Origin of the sequence: Gordonia sp. Swx-4 (assembly GCF_030316175.1) — a bacterium.
In the GTDB taxonomy this organism is placed as follows: domain Bacteria; phylum Actinomycetota; class Actinomycetes; order Mycobacteriales; family Mycobacteriaceae; genus Gordonia; species Gordonia alkanivorans.
In genome coordinates, this window is record NZ_CP128197.1 from 4,926,926 (window position 1) to 4,944,426 (window position 17,501).

Here is a 17,501-nt window from a genome sequence, read left to right on the forward strand (position 1 = left end):
GCAGAGATCAGTACAGCGAATGTTCCTTGTGAATCATTAGCTGTTCTTCATCTAGTCTGATCGCATGGACATCAGCCAGGAGGGTCTGCGCACGCTGGCCGCGGTCCTGCGCGAAGGAACGTTCGACGCCGCGGCGTCGTCGCTGCACATCACGCCCTCGGCGGTCAGCCAGCGGATCAAGGCGCTGGAATCCGCGGTCGGCCGGGTGGTGCTGCGCCGGACCAAACCGGCGTCGGCGACTCCGGACGGCGAAGTGCTGGTCCGCCTGGCCAGGCAGTGGGAGCTGTTGCTCGCCGAGACGCGCGCCGAGTTCGTCGGCGAACCCGATGACGACGACGCCCCGGTGACCTCCCGGCCCCGTGTGCATCTGCCGATCGCGACCAACGCGGACTCGCTCGCGACCTGGCTGCTCCCGGTGCTCGCCCGGTTCCACCGTGAGCATGCGGTGGCCGTCGAGGTGTTCCGCGACGACGAGACCCGCAGCAGCGCCCTGCTGAAGTCGGGTGACGCGCTCGCCGCGGTGACGTCGGACCCGATCGCCATCCGTGGCTGTGCCCTGCAGTCCCTCGGCAGCATGCGGTATCTGCCGGTCGCGACACCGGAGTTCATCGCCACCTGGCTCTCCGACGGCCTCGACGCCGAGGCTCTGGCGAGGGCCCCGATGGTCCAGTTCGACCGCAACGACCACATCCAGCTGGACATGGTCGCGGCGCTGGCCGGACGCGCCGTCGACCCGCCGGCGGCCTACATCCCGTCCTCCACCGAGTACCACCGCGCGGTGTCGCTCGGAATCGGTTGGGGCGCAGTTCCTGTCGTCCAGATCCGAGAGCCACTCGACGACGGCCGCGTGCGCCTGATCGCCGACCACCACCTCGACGTCCCGCTCTACTGGCAGCACTGGAAGCTCAGTTCCCCTCTGCTGCAACATCTTACTGATCTGGTCGTCACCGGGGCCGCAGAGGTGCTGCGGTGACCGGGCAGGAGGGTCAGTCGTTCACCGACACCAGCGTCGGCGGCGTCTCGTCGACCAGTGGGTTCTCGATCTCGTCGCGCCACATGCGGGCCGCGAAGTAGAAGGCCCACGCGATGGGGACCGGCAGGAGGCCGGCCAAGACGAACGTCGCGGTCAGTCCGATCGCCGACGACACCGGAGCGGCGATCGCCATCGACACCGGCATCAGTGCGACCGACACGAAGAAGTCGAGGCTCGCGATCCGGCCGAGCAGTGCCGGCGGGACACGACGCTGGAGCAGCGTGCCCCACAACACCATCGGGCCGTCGAACATCACGCCCATGCCGACACCGGCCGCGACGAACATCCAGGTCGCGTCGGCGACACCCATCAGGACGAGTGGCACGCTCGAGAACGACCAGATGCCGAACATGACGGTCAGATACCGCCGCGGCATCGGCAGCGACGCGAACACCAGCGAGGTGGCGGCTGCGCCGATGCCGAAGCCGGCGAGCACCCACGCGTGCTGGGAGGCGCCACCGTCGATGCGCTCGCGCAGGGCGAAGGGCACGAGCACCTCGATCGGGCCCATCGTCGCCAGAACCAGGACGCAGGCGAAGAACAGGGTTCCCCACAGCCACGGCGTGCGGATCATGTAGACGAAGCCCTCGACGAGGTCGACGACGACACTGCCGCGTGCGCTCGTGCGTGCGACCTCCGCCTCAGAGGTCTCCGGTTCGCCGAGCCGTCGTGAGGTCACCGGGGTCATCACCAGGTAACAGCCACCCGAGGCGATGGACGCGATGGCGGCCAACACGACCGCCTGACCCGGCGCGGTGGCGCCGATGACCGCACCGGCGACCATCGGACCGACGGCCTGGAACACCACCGGACGGAAGAAGCCCTCGATGCCGTTCGCCGCCTGCAGCTCCGACGCGGAGACCACCCCGGGCAGCAACGCCGAGTACGCCGGGTAGTACATGCCCATCGTGACACCGGCGAGCAGCGACGCCATCACCACCATCCAGAGGTCGAGGACTCCGAACACCGAGGCCGCACCCACGGCACCGAAGGCCGCCATCTTGGTGACCTCGAGACCGATCATGATGTGGCGCTGCGAGATCCGGTCGGCGAGGACACCGCCGACGAGGGTCGACACGAGCATCCCGACCGCGGCCGTCCCGGCCGCCAGGGACACCTGTCCCGGTCCGCCGCTGAGGGCGATGACCTGCCAGATCACCGCGATGGTCCAGATCCCGTCACCGAACATCGCCAGGATCAGACCCGACGCCAGCAGCCGGTACTGCCGTCGCGCCAGGGGCTTCAGGGCGCGGGGCAGACGAATGTCGACGTTGGTGCTCACCCTCCGAGCTTGCCGGACGCCGCCGGTCTCAGGCCAGCGAATTTCCCGCGGAGAGCAGAGTCAGCTGGCCTTACGGGAGGCCTTCTTGGCGGGCGCCTTCTTCGCCGTGCTCTTGCTGCCCGACGATCCAGAGCTGCTCTTCGACGCCGCCTTCTTGGCCGGCGCCTTCTTCGCGGGCGCCTTCTTGGCGGCCTTCTTCGCCGGAGCCTTCGCGGCCGTGTCCTTCTTCTCCGCCTCGCCCTCGTCCTCGTCAGAGGAGGAGCCACGATCCTTCACCGAGGCACGCAGGGCGGCAAGCAGATCGGCGACCTCGGAGTCCTCCTCCTCGGGCTTCTCCTCGTCCGACTCCGGGAACGCCTCGCTGCCCTCGGCCTTCGCCTCGATCAGCTTGGACAGTTCCTCCTGGTACCGGTCCTCGAATTCGGACGGGTCGTAGTCGGAGGCCATCGACTCGATCAGCGAGGCCGCCATCTTCAGTTCCTGATCGCGGATCTCGGTGTCCTCGTCGAGGAAGCCGAAGTCGGGTTTGCGAACCTCGTCCGGCCACAACAGGGTCTGCAGCGTCATCACCCCGTCGACGACCCGCAACGCCGCCACCCGCGTGCGGTTGCGCAGGGTGAACGTCGCGATGGCGAGGCGATCGGTCTCCTCGAGGGCCTTGGCCAGCAACACGTAGGCCTTGGGCGACTTCGACGACGGCTCCAGGTAATACGGCTTGTCGAAGTAGATCGGGTCGACCTGTTCGGCCGGCACGAACTCCAGGATCGAGATCTCCGGGCTCTTCTGCACGGGCAGCGTGGCCAGGTCGTCCTTCGTCAGGATCACCGTCTCGCCCGATTCCGACTCGTAGGCGTTGGCGATGTCGGAGTAGTCGACCTCGGTGTCGGTTCCCTCGCGCACCCGGCGGTAGCGGATGCGGGTCCCGTCGGAGGAGTCGACCTGATACGACTTGCGGTCGTGACTCTCCGTCGCGGAATAGACCTTGACCGGTACGTTCACCAGACCAAAGCTGAGATCGCCCTTCCAGATCGAGCGCATGTCGAACATTGTGCCAGGCATTCGCACGGCACGTCGCCAACCGGGCGCAACACGGCGGGGCCGACATCCACGCGTCGATCAACCGGTCTCGGGGCGTCGGGTGTGGACAATGGAGTGATGGCAGGCGGAGAGAACCTGGAGGTCGACGGCCGCCGGATCTCGATCACCAATCTCTCCAAGGTGCTCTATCCGGCGACCGGGACCCGGAAGTACGACGTCATCGACTACTACTCGCGCATCGCCGACGTCATGCTGCCGCATCTGCGGAACCGGATCGTCACCCGCAAACGCTGGCCCAATGGTGTCGAGTCGACGCCGTTCTTCGAGAAGGACATGCCCGACAGTGCACCCGACTGGGTTCGCCGGTACGGAATCCAGCACAGCGAGCGGGTCATCGAGTACGCACTGGCCGAGGATCGCGCCACGCTCGTGTGGCTGGCGCAGATGGCGGCGCTGGAGATCCACGTCCCGCAGTGGCAACTACCGATCGGCCCCGACGGCGAGCGCATGGCCAACCGCATCGTCTTCGATCTCGACCCCGGTCCGCGGGTCCCCCTGCACGAGACCGCGGCCGTGGCGGTGGAGATCCGGAACTGGCTGGGCGGCACCACCACCTATCCGGTGACCAGCGGCGGCAAGGGAATCCACATCTACGCCCGACTGCCCAAGCCGGTGAGCTCCGAGGCCGCACGAAAGGTGGCTCGCGAGGTGGCCAACGAGTTCGCCCGGCAGAACAGCGATTTCATCACCGCCAACATGTCCAAGAAGATCCGCGACGACAAGGTCTTCATCGACTGGAGCCAGAACAACGCCTCCAAGACCACGCTGTCTCCGTACTCGTTGCGCGGGCGCGAGCAACCGTGGGTCGCCGCGCCCCGCACCTGGGACGAGATCGAGGACCCGAAGATCGCCCAGCTGCTCTACACAGAGGTCCTCGACCGCGTCGCCGACGTCGGCGATCTCCTCGGGGGTCTCGACGCGCCGTACGACGACGATCCGGCCACCGACGCCGACAAACATGGCGCCGAGGAGCCCGACGCCGGGGACTCGCAGGCGGGTCAGATCATCAATCTGCGGGAGTACCGTCGTAAACGGGACGAGTCCAAGACACCTGAACCCTTCGGCGACGAGAACCACCGGCAGCGCCTGCGCGAATCCGACGAGGATGCCGACACCGAATCCGAAACCGGCCCGCGCGAACCGATCTTCGTCATCCAGGAACACCACGCGCGGCGCCTCCACTACGACTTCCGTCTCGAACACGACGGGGTGCTGGTCTCATGGGCCGTCCCGAAGAACCTGCCGACCGATCCGGACCAGAACCGGCTCGCGGTCCAGACCGAGGACCATCCGATGGACTACGCCGACTTCGAGGGTGACATCCCGGCCGGTGAGTACGGCGGTGGTCACGTATCGATCTGGGACAAGGGCACTTTCGAGCTGGAGAAGTGGCGCGAGAAAGAGGTCATCGTCCGCCTGCACGGCGAGAAGGTGCAGGGCCGGTACGCACTGATCCGCACCGGGGACAAGAACTGGCTCGCCCACCTGATGACCGACGAGCCGCGCCCCATCGTCCCCGACAGCCTCACCGATCCGCGACCGATGCTCGCGACCGATGATCCGATCGACAAGCTCAACGAACGGGACTGGGCGTTCGAGGGAAAGTGGGATGGTTATCGGCTCCTGGTGCGGTCGATCGGCGGCGAGTTCCGGCTCACGTCCCGGTCGGGAATCGACATGACGAAGGACTTCCCCGAATTCGCGGGCATCGCCGACGATCTCGGACTGATGGACGTCGTCCTCGACGGCGAGGCGGTGGCCATCGACTCGACCGGCCGGACGAACTTCACGCTGTTCACGTCGCGGAAGCACACCGAGGAGCAGTACACGCTCAAACTGCACCTGTTCGACATCCTCTATCTCAACGGGACGTCGTTGCTGCGGAAACCGTGGTCCGTACGACGCGAACTCCTCGAGGAACTCGCGACCGCGTTCCGCCGGTCGCCGTATGTCGATGTGCCGCCGCTGCTTCCGGCGCCCGCGAGCGCGGCGATCGAGTACAGCCGCGAACACAACCTCGAAGGTGTTGTCGCCAAACGACGCGACTCGGTGTATCAGCAGGGCCGACGCTCCACCAAGTGGCTCAAGCACAAGAACTGGAGCGACATCGAGGTGGTGGTCGGCGGTTACCGGCCCGGGCGCGGCAACCGGTCACACACCATCGGGTCGTTGTTGCTCGGACTGCCCGAGGAGACCGGACTGCGCTACGTGGGACGCGTCGGCACCGGGTTCACCGACGCGCAATTACGGGCGCTAGCCGAAGAACTCGAGCCGCTGGAGATCTCGCGGTCACCGTTCCTCGACAAACTCGACCGGCCCATCGCGTCGAGCGCGGTCTGGGTGCTGCCCAAGATCGTCGGCGAGGTGCGCTTCATGGACTGGACCACCGCGGGCCACCTACGCCACCCGAGCTGGCGCGGCATCCGCCGGGACAAACTCCCCGGAGATCTCTGATGTCGAATCCCGCGCACCCACAGTCGAACAAACTCGACCGATCGGTGATCGTGACCGGTCTCGTGATCGTGTCGGGCATGATCATGGTGGTTCTCGACACCACCATCGTCAATGTCGCCCTGGAGTCGCTGAGCACCGAACTCGACGCCTCGCTGTCGACGACGCAGTGGGTGGTCACCGGATATCTCCTCGCGGTCGCCCTGGTCATTCCGCTCACCGGTTGGGCGATGGACCGGTTCGGACCCAAACCGACCTGGATCACCGCGGTGACGCTGTTCGTCGCGGGGTCGGCGCTCTGCGCGGCGGCGTGGTCGATCGAGACCCTCATCGTGTTCCGCATTCTGCAGGGTCTCGGCGGCGGCATGCTCCTGCCTGCTGGGCAGGCCATCATCACCCGCGCCGCCGGCCCCGACCGCCTCGGACGGGCGATGGCCATCCTCGGCGTCCCTATGCTCCTCGGCCCCGTCCTGGGACCGGTGATCGGCGGTCTGCTCGTCGAGTACACGAGCTGGCACTGGATCTTCCTGGTCAACGTGCCGGTCGGCCTGGTCGCGGTCGCACTCGCAGTGTGGAAACTGCCGTTCGGCGACACGGCGCCCGACCGTGACCGCCTCGACCTGCTCGGTCTCGCCGTACTCTCCGGCAGCCTGGTCTCCCTGCTCTACGGTCTGTCGCGGGCGAGCTCCCAGGGCGGCTTCGGCGAACCCGATGTACTCGGCTGGCTCGTCGGCGGTGCGGTGGGGCTGGGCCTCTACACGTGGCACAGCCTGCGCAAGGGAACCGACTCGATCGTCGACGTCCGGCTCCTCACCAACAGGGTGTTCGCCGCAGGCACCGTCTCGGTGTTCCTGGTCGCGATCGGACTCTTCGGCGGCATGCTGCTCCTTCCGCTCTACTACCAGACGGTTCGGGGCGAGGGAGCCCTGAACGCGGGCCTGTTGCTCGCCCCGCAGGGCCTCGGCGCGATCGTGGCGATGGTGATCGGCGGACGGATCACCGACCGCATCGGCGCCGGGTACGTGGTCCCGGTCGGCGTCGTGCTGGCGATGATCGGCACGTACCCGTTCACCCACGTGGGCGCCGACAGTTCCTACCTGTGGCTGAGTGTCGCCCTGTTCGTCCGGGGCATGGGCCTGGGTTCGGTGATGATGCCGACGATCTCGGCCGCTTACAGCGACCTGAGCAGGGAGGTCGTGACCCGCGCCGCCCCCACGCTCTCGGCGATCCAGCAGGTCGGCGCGTCGTTGGGTAGCGCGTTGCTCGTCACGGCGCTGACTCAGCGACTGACCCACGAGCTGAACGCCCACCGGATCCCGTCCTCGGGTGGCGGCACCGATCAGATCGGTTCCGTCCCACCGGAAGCCATGCCCGTCATCGGTCCACTTCTGGCGGACGCTTTCGGCTACGCATTCTGGGTCGCCTTCGCGCTCACCGCGGTGATCTTCGTTCCCGCGATGTTCCTGCCGCGTCACCGGTCCCGGGACGCGGACGCGACCCCGGCGCCACCAGCCGGGATCTGACGGTTTCGACGAACGCCCCGAACCAGCAGCCCACCAGGAGGAGTCACGAATGACACCCGACGTACACGGAGAGACGATCACGGTCCCCGCGGCCTTCGGCGACACCGAGATGTACGTGGCCCGTCCGGCCGTGTCCGACGGCAGGCCGCTGCCCGGCGTCCTGTTCATCACCGATGTGATCGGACTCCGCCCGCGAATTCGCGCGATGGCCGACCGCATCGCGTCGTGGGGTTACGTGGTCGCGGTGCCTCACCTCTTCTATCGCTACGGGACCGCCGACGAGTGGGCCCCGGTCGACGACCTGCTGTTGCCCGAGACCCTCGGCGCGTTCTTCCGGGCGGTGATGCCCCGGGCATCGACCCTCACCTTCGACGTCGCCCGCGCCGACCTCATCGCCTACCTCGGCGCCCTCCGCTCGGTGCCCGGTGTCTCCGCCGGCCCGATCGGCGTCACCGGGTACTGCATGGGCGGGCGACTGGCCCTGAACCTGGCGGCGGCGCGTCCCGCCGAGGTGGCCGCCGTCGGGATCTTCCACACCGGCAACCTGGTGACCGACGCGCCCGACAGCCCTCACCTGCACCTCGTCGACATCGACGCGTTCGTGCTGGCCATCCACGCCGACAAGGACCGCTCGCTTCCCCGCACCGCGGTCGCGCAATTCGAGCATGCGCTCATCTCGAGCGGCGTCACACATTCGGCAAGCGTCTACCCGGGTGCCGCGCACGGCTACACGATGTCCGACATCCCCGCGTACCACCACGAGGCCGCCGAGCACCACTTCGCCGAGCTCGAGGCGCTGTTCCGGCGAACCCTGACCGCCTGAGCGCCGGCCGGGGCCAGTGCGCCAGAGAACCTACCGATCGGTAGGACGACTGAGCCACACCATTGCGAGCGAAGTGTGTTTCGACTCGCGGCGCCCCCGTGGTGCGCGTACACGCGGTTCCTGGGACTAGCCTCATGGGAGTCAGTGACCGTGACAGGAGCTCTTCGTGTTCGTTGTCGCCCACATCAGCGACCTTCATTTCAACGGGACGCAGTTCAATCGCAGCCGCATCCAGTCGACGCTGAGTTACATCAACGCGCGCGCGGCCGGCATCGACGTCCTGCTGGTCACCGGTGACCTCGCCGACGAGGGGGCGCCGAGCGAATACCGAGAGGCCTACGGCGTTCTCGAGAGTCCACTGCCGATGCTCATCACCGCCGGCAACCACGATGTCCGCGAACCGTTCAGCGCCACCCTGCTCGGCGCCGAGACCTCCGGGCCCATCAACCACTCCCGCCGCGTCGGCGACGTGTTGTTCCTGATGTGCGACAGCTCCATACCCGGACGAAACGACGGATACATCGACGACCAGACGCTCGCCTGGATGTCGGCCCGCCTCGAGGCCGAGGACCCGCAGACGCCCGTCTTCGTCGCCTTCCATCACCCGCCGGTCGAACTGCACATGCCGTTCATGGATTCGATCCGGCAGACCGGCGAGGAGCGACTGATCCCGCTCGTCGAACGCCACCCGAACATCGTCGCGTTCCTGTGCGGACATGCCCACACCCCCGCGGTGACCCGATTCGCCGACCGCCCGCTGTGCGTCGCACCGGGCGTCGCATCGACGCTCAACCTGCCGTTCGAGGGCACCGAGATCGTCAACCGCGGACAGCCGCCCGGCATCGCCTTCCACATCTACGACAAGGGACGCCTCGTCACCCACTACCGTTCGGTGGTGTTCTGACCGAACTCCCGTTCGGTCTAACCCTCGGTACCCGAACCGATGGCCGACGATCCGGCATCGAGCAGCTGCTTCAGGACCTGGCCGCCGAGATCGGTGAGCAGACCCGGCCCGGGATCGGGCAGATTCTGCGGGAGCGCACCGGGCTGATGGGTGGCGGGGATTCGAGCGGCACGCGTGGCCTCGAGCCGGATTCCCCGCGTCTGATCCTTGGTCAGCGGCGTCAGGTACTTGCTGAGATCGGTGGCAGTGGTGAGGGTTCCGACCACTCGCAGCCCGGTCGCACCGAAGTCCGCCGCCCCGCGACGGATGTGGTTGGGCGAGGTGACCAGGATGATGTCGCGAATACCCTTCGCACGCAGGATCTCCGAGGTGTTCTGCGCATTGGCCACGGTCGAACCCGACTTGTCCTCGGTCAGGATGCGGCCGGTGTCGACGCCGTTCTCGACCAGCCAGGTCTTCATCGCGGCGGCCTCGGTGATGCCGTTCTTGGGGGCCCCGCCGGTGACGACGATCGGTGCGGCGGTGGTGATCTCGGATTGTGCTTTACCCGCCGACACCCGATTCACCAACTCCGGGGCCATCTTTCCGTTCGCGTTCAACCCGAAGCCGAGGACGACGATCGCGACCCGACCCGACACGGGTTTGGGCGTGGTGTCGGGCACGATCTGCGCAGCGGTGGCGACTCCCGAGATCACGTTGCGGGCCGTGGTGGCGAGGAGCGGGTTCAGCACCCGCAGACGGCTGAGCGCGGCATTGCTGACCGACGCCTGCTCCATCTGATCGGCCCAGATCGCCTGTAATGCAAGCGCATCGGTATCCGCGGGAGCCAGGGTCAACGCCTTCTGCAACGCCGCCAGGCCGCCGGCGACGTCTCCGTTCGCGAACTTCGACTGGGCCTCGTTGTACAGTCCGGCCGGGTCGACGGCGTCCGCCACTGTCACGACGCCCGCCCCGTCGGCGGGGAGAGATCCGACGGCCACACCGCCGAGCGCGGCGACCGCGATGGTCGCGGCAGCCGCCAGCCGGATACGCTTAACTCTGGTCACACCAGTCACTCGCGTAACAGTGCGAGACCACCGCAACGGCCCCGCACCCGTCCGATTCCAGATCGGTAACGGGCACGAGGCCGTCGCGACGCCTTCTCGTGCTGGTCAGCGGCGCAAGCCGGCAACCTTCAACAGTTCCGGACGACGCAGGACCAGGCCGATCCACATCAGGACGCCGAGGTAGACCGCGAACAGAACCGTGCTGAACAGCGGCTCCTCGATCCTCAAGTTCGCGGTGACCGCGCCGCCCAGGTAGGCGGTGATGCCGAGCGCGCCGAGCACCGCGGTACGCGGAATCGCGTACACGACAAGGCAGACGAGCAACACCACACCCATGACGATGGCCTGATCGGGGTCGAAGCCGAGCTTCTCGGTGCCGTCGATCACCGCCTGCGGGCGAGCCAGCTTCCCGACGACGTCGAAGGCGAGGAATGCGCCGACGATGACGCTGATGACGATTCCCACGATGCGGTGCCAGTTGCGGCTGGCGGTGGTCTCGGACGAGTTCCGTGTGGTGATGTCGGTGGCCATGATGTTCTCCCTGGTGGTCGAGCGGTGTGGTGGTCGTGCAGGGATAGACACAGCTCGTCGGAAAAACTCATCGACCGTCGTAACTCGCCCGGGTCAGGCGGACACCAGCTTCACCAGCGGGTACTCGCGGGTCGCCTTCTTCTGATACTTCGCGTACCTGGGTTGCGCACTGACGACGGCATCCCACGCGGCCTCTCGTTCCGGACCGGTCAACACCACCGGCGTGACCGGGACCGGTTGTCCGCCATGCCGTTCCACGGTTACGGAGTCGGGGTGGGCCGCGAGGTTCGCGTACCAGTCCGGATTGCCTTTTCCGCCACCGGAAGCCACGACCAGCCAGCCGTTGTCATGCGCGAACCAGCTGAGCGGCGTCTCTCGCTGCCGACCCGACTTGCGGCCCTTGGTGCGCAGGATGACCATGTCCATGCCCCACATCGTCCCGCTCTTGTTGCGAATCCGTTTGACGGTGCGCTCGTTCACCTTCCGCTGATACCACTGCCAGATCGACATGATCCTCCTTAGATTCGCTCCCCATACGGTCGTCCTCGACGCTATCCGGCACGACCCGGAGGAGCTTCTCGATTCCTGCTCGATGTACGCGCTGCTGACCCGCTCGGCAGGATCGACGCCAGGCGCCTACTCCGCGAGAGCGTCGAGGAGCGGTCGAACCCGGAAGTCCACCATCTCCCTCATCACGAGGGCGGTCGTCGTGCGCTTGACACCCTTGATGTCCAGGATGTCCCCGGCGATGCGATACAGGTCATCCGCATCCTTGGCGGCGACGTGGACCAGGAGGTCGGCAACTCCGGTGAGGCCGTGGACCTGCAGCACCTCCGGTATCGCCTCGAGCGCTGCACCGACCTGATCAAGCTTGCGCTGGGTGACATTGGTGAGCACGTAGGCCTGCAGTGGATATCCGAGGACAGCCGGATCGACGCGGCGTTCGAAGGACCGCAAGGCGCCGGCCGCATCAAGCTTGCTCAGCCTGGCTTGAACGGTGTTGCGGGACAGCCCGGTCCGTTCGGCGACCGCCATCACCGTCGCTCGCGGGTCGTCGGCGAGAGCCGTCAGGATCTTGGCGTCGATCCGGTCGGCCCGATGTTCGCTTGGCACGATGCCAACCTCCGTTCCACACACACCCATCAGGGTTGTGCATATTGCCCAGTCTCGACGTCAAGTATTGCGCAAAGAGAATGGTGTTGTTGGACTGTGTGCACCCCTTCTCGTAGAACCGGCCAGCTTCGACGGAACACGATCCCGTCGGCGACCCGGTTTTCGCCCCGTCGGCCGCGATCGATCCGTCGCCGCCGAGGGGGCGCCATTCAACATTCACATCCGCACGCCGTGCCGCGGTTCGCGTGGATGGTGTTCGAAAGTGAGTTCCCGTGCCCCAGTCCGCGTTCCTCGAGACCGTCACCGCTCCGCCGGCATCGGACGGCGCGGTGACGGCCGAGCTTGCCGCGCTTGAGTCGATCCAGCAACGTGTGCTCTGGTTGTCGACCTCGATGATCCACCACGCCAACCGGGTTCGGCCGAACCCCACCGGGCTGAAGGTCGGCGGCCACCAGGCGTCGTGCGCATCGATGGTCTCGATCATGACCTCGCTGTGGTTCGAGCACTTGCGTCCCGGCGATCGCGTGTCGGTGAAACCGCATGCGTCGCCGGTGCTCCACGGCATCAACTATCTGCTGGGCACGCTGGACGAGAAGTACCTGACCACGCTTCGCGAGTTCGGCGGTCTGCAGTCATATCCCAGCCGTTCCAAGGATCCGGACACCGTCGACTACTCCACCGGTTCGGTCGGCATCGGCGCGACCGCCCCGATCTGGGGCGCGATGGCACGACGCTACGTCGACACCCACGTCGGAGACACCGGCCGCGGCCGGCAGTACTCGCTCGTCGGAGATGCCGAACTCGACGAGGGCGCCGTCTGGGAGGCCATCCTCGATCCGGGGATCGCCGATCTCGGCGAGGTGGTGTGGATCGTCGACCTGAACCGCCAGTCACTGGACCGCGTCGTACCGAACATCGCCGCCCGTCGCCTGGAGAAGATGTTCGAGGCGGCCGGCTGGCAGGTCATCCCCGTACGGTTCGGTCAGCTGCTCGAATCGCTCTTCGCCCGCCCCGGTGGCGACGCACTGCGGACCCGCATCCTGCAGATGCCGAACCCGGAGTACCAGCGACTTCTTCGCTGCACCGCGGACGAGGTCCGGGACCGCCTGCCCGGCACCGGTTCCGAGAGTCGGCAGATATCCGATCTCATTGCCACGCTGGACGACTCGACACTCCTGGCGGCTGTTCGCAACCTCGGCGGACACGATCTGCAGGCACTGTCGCAGGCGTATCGACAAATCGACGACACCCGCCCTACGGTGATCATCGCCTACACCATCAAGGGTTACGGATTGCCCACCCAGGGCCACCCACAGAATCATTCGGCGTTGCTGACCGTCGAGGAGTACCGACAGCTGGCGGCCACCCTCCGGATGGACCCGGACCAGCCGTGGGGTCGCTTCGCCGAGGACGACCCGGCGGGCCGACTGTGTGCCGCTGCGGCACAACGGCTGCAACGGGATCCGGTCCCGCCGCTGCCCGATGTCGACATCCCGTCCGACTTCGGACGCACCCCGAAGGGCACCAGCACCACCCAGGCCGCGCTCGGCCGGTCGCTGCTCGACCTGACCCGCCAGTCGCCGGATGCGGCGAAAAGAGTCGTCACCGTCAGCCCGGATGTCAGCTCGACCACCAATCTCGGTGGCTGGGTGAACAAGGTCGGCGTCTGGTCGCCCACCGAGCGGCACAACTGGTTCGCCGACGACCCCGAGACGATCATGCACTGGAACGAGCGGCCCACCGGGCAGCACATGGAACTCGGTATCGCCGAGACCAATCTGGTGGGTCTGATCGGCGAACTCGGTGCCACGTGGAGCCGCTGGGGACAGCCGTTGCTGCCGATCGGCGTGCTCTACGACCCCTTCGTCGAACGCGCCCTGGAACCCTGGTCGTACGGCATCTACGCCGGCGGCCAGTCGATCCTGGTCGGCACCCCCTCCGGGGTGACGCTGGCGGCCGAGGGCGGCGCCCACCAGTCGATCAAGACGCCATCGATCGGCCTCGAGCAACCGGGTTGTGTCAGTTACGAACCGGCGTTCGGGATCGACGTCGAGTGGACCCTGCTGGCCTCTCTGTCCCGGCTCGGCCGCCCCGACGGCACCTCGGCGTATCTGCGTCTCTCGACCCGTCCGGTCGATCAGTCCCTCGCCGCGGTACCGGCCGACCCCGCTGCGCGTGAGCGTCGACGCCGCCAGGTCGTCGCCGGCGGTTATCCCCTCCGGCGGGGTGGGGACGCACAGGTGACGATCGTGGCGATGGGGGCCCTGGTCCCCGAAGCCCTCAGCGCCGCAGATCGCTTGCAGCAGTCGGGGATCAACGCCGACGTCCTCTGCATCACCAGCCCCGGCCTTCTCTTCGAGGCCTGGCAGGCGCGGCAGGGGCGGGGTACCGGTGAGAGCTGGATCCTCGATCAGCTCTTCCCGGGCGACCGTGCCACCCCGATGGTCACGGTCCTCGACGGACACCCGCACACCCTGGCCTTCCTGGCCGGCATCAACCGGGTGCGCAGCACCAATCTCGGCGTCTCCAGGTTCGGTCAGGTCGGCTCTCTCGACGACGTCTACCGGCATCACGGCATCGACACCGACAGCATCGTCTCCGCCGCCCTCGACATCCTGCCCTGATCAGGCAACAGACCCCCGGGTCCCGCATTCGCGGAATCACCGGGGGTCTGTCGTCGAAACCGTAAGCGACTACAGCGCTTTGAGTTCCTCGATGACGCTGTCGACGCTCTTCTTGGCGTCGCCGAACAGCATCGAGGTGCCGTCGGCGAAGAACAGCGGGTTCTCGATGCCGGCATAACCCGAACTCATCGACCGCTTCAGCACGATCACCGAGCGTGCCTCGTCGACGTTGAGGATCGGCATGCCGTGAATCGGACTGGACGGATCGTTACGGGCCGCCGGGTTGGTGACGTCGTTGGCGCCGATCACGATCGCGACATCGGTACGGCCGAACTCGCCGTTGATGTCGTCCATCTCCTTCATCGCGTCGTACTCGACGTCGGCCTCGGCCAGCAGCACGTTCATGTGCCCCGGCATACGACCGGCCACCGGGTGGATGGCGTACTTGACCTCCACGCCCTTGGCCTCGAGCAGGCTGGCCATCTCCTTGACCGCATGCTGTGCCTGGGCCACGGCCAGACCGTAACCGGGCACCACGATCACCTGATTGGCGTACGCCATCTGGATCGCGGCGTCGGCAGCGGAGGTGGCCTTGACCGTGCCGCCCTCGGCGCCGGGACCACCGGCGACCGCGGCGTCGCCGCCACCGAACGAGCCGAACACGATCGCCGGGATCGACCGGTTCATCGCCTTGGCCATCAGGTTGGTCAGGATCGAACCGGACGCACCGACGATCATGCCGGCCACGATCAGCGCGGTGTTGTCCAGCGCGATACCCGCCGCCGCAGCCGACAGACCGGTCATCGCGTTGAGCAACGAGATGACCACCGGCATGTCCGCACCGCCGATGGGGAACACCACGAACAGACCCATCACACCGGCGGCGAGCAGCAGCCCGACCATCCACCACACACTCGCCCCGCCACCGTCGGTGGCCTGGACGCCGAGGTAGATCGCCAGACCCAACGCAACCAGCAGCAGCACGATGTTGGCGGCCTGGAACAACTTCGCGTTCGCCACGAAGGTCTTCTCCAGACCCTTCGGCATGATCTCCTGCAACTTCGCGAACGCCACCAGCGATCCCCAGAACGAGATCGAACCGATGATCGCCGCGATGAGCGAGCCCACCACCAGCGGCGAGGCCGGTTCGGTGTTGTGGAACACCGAGAACCCGGAGGTCTCGATGAACTCCGCCCACGCGATCAGCGCGACCGTGCCACCACCGACACCGTTGAACAGTGCCACCAGCTGCGGCATCGCCGTCATCTTGGTCTTCAGCGCCGGCGGGATACCCAGCACCACACCGAGAACCAGACCGATCGCGATCAGGACCCAGTTGATCGTCGGCACACCGACGGTCGAATGTCCGTCCTCGCCGACCGCGCCCGCGTTGTAGATGTAGAGCAGCGTCGCCGCCACCGCCAGACCCATACCGGTCGCGGCGATCCAGTTGCCGCGCACCGCGGTCTTGGGGCCGGTCAGGCCCATCAGGCCGTAGATGAACAACGAGAAGGACACGATGTAGAGCGCCATGACCAGGTAGGACAGGCCCTCGCTCGGGGTGTGCGCGCCTGCGGCGAGCACCAATTGCGAGCCGATCACTTGGCGGCCTCCTTCTTACCCTTGAACATGCCCAGCATCCGGTCCGTGACCGCGAAGCCACCGATCACGTTGAGCGTGCCGAACACCAGCGCGACGAATGCGATGATGCGCACACCCCACCCGGCATCGGCAGGGAGCTTGCCCAGCACCACCAGCGCACCGAGCACGACGATGCCGTGAATGGCGTTCGTACCCGACATCAACGGGGTGTGGAGGGTGTTGGGAACCTTCGAGATGACCGCGAAACCGACGAACCCGGCCAACACCAGGATCGCCAGATTCGCCAGAAGTCCGGAATACATCAGGCCTTCACCTCCTGGGGTGTTTCACGCGTGACGCACGAAGCAGCGAGCACCTCGTCGTCGAAGTTCGGTGTGATCGCACCGTTGTCGTCGAGCATCAGCTCGATGAGGGCGAGGAGGTTCTTCGAGTACAGCTCGCTGGCATGCTCGGGCATGGTCGCCGGCAGATTCGGCGGCGCGGTGATCGTCACGTCATGTTTGACGACTGTCTCACCGGGTTCGGTGAGCTCACAGTTGCCGCCGGTCTCACCGGCCAGATCCACCACGACGCTGCCCGGCTTCATACCCTCGACCGCGGCTGCGGTCACCAGGCGCGGGGCCGGACGACCCGGGACCAGCGCGGTGGTGATCACCACGTCGAAGCCCTTGATCGCGTCCTCGAGCGCCTGCTGCTGCTGCGCGCGTTCTTCCTCGGTCAGCTCGCGGGCATAACCGCCCTCGCCGGCGGCGTCGATACCGAGATCGAGCCACTGCGCACCGACCGACCGCACCTGCTCGGCCACCTCGGGGCGCACGTCGTAGCCGGTGGTCCGCCCACCGAGACGCTTGGCCGTGGCCAACGCCTGCAGACCGGCCACACCCACACCGAGCACCAGCACCGTCGCCGGCTTCACCGTGCCCGCCGCAGTGGTCAGCATCGGGAAGAACCGCGTCGACAGATCCGCCGCCACGATCACCGACTTGTAACCGGCGACGTTGGCCTGCGAACTCAACGCATCCATCACCTGCGCACGGGAGATACGCGGGATCGCCTCCACCGCGTACGCCTCCACACCCGCCGCACGCAGGGCGCCGATCTTGTTGTCGGCATTGCGCGGCGCCAGGAAACCGATCAGCTTCTGCCCACTGCGCAGCTTGCCGATCTCGGCATCCGACGGCGGCGACACCCGCAGCACCACATCAGCCGAATACGGATCACCGATCGTGGCCCCGGCCTCGGTGTACGCCTCGTCGGGAATCAGGGCGCCGAGACCGGCCCCCGACTCCACCACGACGGGCACACCCTTGCCCACCAGCGAGGCGGCCACCTTCGGGACAAGCGCCACGCGGCGCTCCCCCGGGGCCGTCTCGCGCACGACACCCACTGTCATAACTCTCACCCTGTCTGGTGGCGACGCTGAGTCAGCGCCGCCTTGTTTTCGGCGCCGTCGTCGGCGCACATGCGTACA

The 17,501-nt window shown here is 66.9% G+C and carries 15 protein-coding genes; 6 read left to right on the forward strand and 9 right to left on the reverse strand.

What is annotated here, in order from left to right; all coding sequences use genetic code 11:
• Window positions 1–64: 64 nt before the first annotated feature.
• A complete protein-coding gene (locus PWF70_RS22315; RefSeq protein WP_006357991.1) occupies window positions 65–973 on the forward strand; it encodes a LysR family transcriptional regulator ArgP in 909 nt (302 codons plus the stop codon).
• 13 nt (window positions 974–986) lie between these two features.
• Here the strand turns inward: PWF70_RS22315 and PWF70_RS22320 are convergent, their stop codons facing one another.
• The gene (locus PWF70_RS22320) at window positions 987–2,315 is read right to left on the reverse strand and encodes an MFS transporter (RefSeq protein WP_006357992.1); all 1,329 of its coding nucleotides are present in this window, start codon (window positions 2,313–2,315) and stop codon (window positions 987–989) included.
• Window positions 2,316–2,375: 60 nt separating this feature from the next.
• The gene (gene ku, locus PWF70_RS22325; RefSeq protein WP_442903323.1) at window positions 2,376–3,353 is read right to left on the reverse strand and encodes a non-homologous end joining protein Ku; all 978 of its coding nucleotides are present in this window, start codon (window positions 3,351–3,353) and stop codon (window positions 2,376–2,378) included.
• A gap of 117 nt (window positions 3,354–3,470) precedes the next feature.
• On the opposite strand from ku, the gene PWF70_RS22330 reads away from it, so the two are divergent.
• The 4 genes from PWF70_RS22330 to PWF70_RS22345 all read left to right on the forward strand — a co-directional run bounded on the left by PWF70_RS22330 (window position 3,471) and on the right by PWF70_RS22345 (window position 9,114).
• A complete protein-coding gene (locus PWF70_RS22330) occupies window positions 3,471–5,867 on the forward strand; it encodes an ATP-dependent DNA ligase (RefSeq protein WP_035753832.1) in 2,397 nt (798 codons plus the stop codon).
• Window positions 5,867–7,387 carry an MDR family MFS transporter gene (locus PWF70_RS22335; RefSeq protein WP_035753706.1) on the forward strand — a complete coding sequence of 507 codons (1,521 nt, stop codon included), beginning with the start codon at window positions 5,867–5,869 and terminating at the stop codon, window positions 7,385–7,387. Before PWF70_RS22330 ends, PWF70_RS22335 begins: the two co-directional genes overlap by 1 nt.
• A gap of 49 nt (window positions 7,388–7,436) precedes the next feature.
• Window positions 7,437–8,210 (forward strand): dienelactone hydrolase family protein, encoded by a 774-nt coding sequence (locus tag PWF70_RS22340; RefSeq protein WP_035753704.1) that lies wholly within the window; start codon window positions 7,437–7,439, stop codon window positions 8,208–8,210.
• A 166-nt stretch (window positions 8,211–8,376) separates the two neighbouring features.
• The gene (locus tag PWF70_RS22345) at window positions 8,377–9,114 is read left to right on the forward strand and encodes a metallophosphoesterase family protein (protein WP_006357997.1); all 738 of its coding nucleotides are present in this window, start codon (window positions 8,377–8,379) and stop codon (window positions 9,112–9,114) included.
• Window positions 9,115–9,131: 17 nt separating this feature from the next.
• Here PWF70_RS22345 and PWF70_RS22350 read toward each other — a convergent pair whose 3' ends face one another.
• The 4 genes from PWF70_RS22350 to PWF70_RS22365 form a co-directional block, all read right to left on the reverse strand.
• Window positions 9,132–10,160 carry a YdcF family protein gene (locus PWF70_RS22350; RefSeq protein ID WP_006357998.1) on the reverse strand — a complete coding sequence of 343 codons (1,029 nt, stop codon included), beginning with the start codon at window positions 10,158–10,160 and terminating at the stop codon, window positions 9,132–9,134.
• A 105-nt stretch (window positions 10,161–10,265) separates the two neighbouring features.
• Window positions 10,266–10,691, reverse strand: coding sequence for a DoxX family protein (locus PWF70_RS22355; RefSeq protein WP_006357999.1), 426 nt, complete (start codon window positions 10,689–10,691; stop codon window positions 10,266–10,268).
• Window positions 10,692–10,784: 93 nt separating this feature from the next.
• Window positions 10,785–11,201 carry a nitroreductase family deazaflavin-dependent oxidoreductase gene (locus tag PWF70_RS22360; protein ID WP_035753701.1) on the reverse strand — a complete coding sequence of 139 codons (417 nt, stop codon included), beginning with the start codon at window positions 11,199–11,201 and terminating at the stop codon, window positions 10,785–10,787.
• A 126-nt stretch (window positions 11,202–11,327) separates the two neighbouring features.
• On the reverse strand, window positions 11,328–11,804 hold the full coding sequence (locus tag PWF70_RS22365; protein ID WP_006358001.1) for an Lrp/AsnC family transcriptional regulator: 477 nt from the start codon (window positions 11,802–11,804) through the stop codon (window positions 11,328–11,330).
• A gap of 329 nt (window positions 11,805–12,133) precedes the next feature.
• Between PWF70_RS22365 and PWF70_RS22370 the strand changes: the two genes are divergently transcribed.
• Window positions 12,134–14,428: a thiamine pyrophosphate-binding protein gene (locus tag PWF70_RS22370; RefSeq protein ID WP_085948632.1), complete on the forward strand. Its 2,295-nt coding sequence runs from the start codon at window positions 12,134–12,136 to the stop codon at window positions 14,426–14,428.
• A gap of 69 nt (window positions 14,429–14,497) precedes the next feature.
• Here the strand turns inward: PWF70_RS22370 and PWF70_RS22375 are convergent, their stop codons facing one another.
• Genes PWF70_RS22375 through PWF70_RS22385 form a run of 3 tightly spaced genes read right to left on the reverse strand, consistent with a single transcriptional unit; the run spans window position 14,498 to window position 17,423 of the window.
• On the reverse strand, window positions 14,498–16,030 hold the full coding sequence (locus PWF70_RS22375; protein WP_006358003.1) for an NAD(P)(+) transhydrogenase (Re/Si-specific) subunit beta: 1,533 nt from the start codon (window positions 16,028–16,030) through the stop codon (window positions 14,498–14,500).
• Window positions 16,027–16,332, reverse strand: a complete 306-nt coding sequence (locus PWF70_RS22380; RefSeq protein WP_006358004.1) for an NAD(P) transhydrogenase subunit alpha part 2 — start codon at window positions 16,330–16,332, stop codon at window positions 16,027–16,029. The genes PWF70_RS22375 and PWF70_RS22380 overlap by 4 nt, the downstream gene beginning before the upstream one ends.
• On the reverse strand, window positions 16,332–17,423 hold the full coding sequence (locus PWF70_RS22385; protein WP_006358005.1) for a Re/Si-specific NAD(P)(+) transhydrogenase subunit alpha: 1,092 nt from the start codon (window positions 17,421–17,423) through the stop codon (window positions 16,332–16,334). The genes PWF70_RS22380 and PWF70_RS22385 overlap by 1 nt, the downstream gene beginning before the upstream one ends.
• Between the last annotated feature and the right edge of the window lie 78 nt (window positions 17,424–17,501).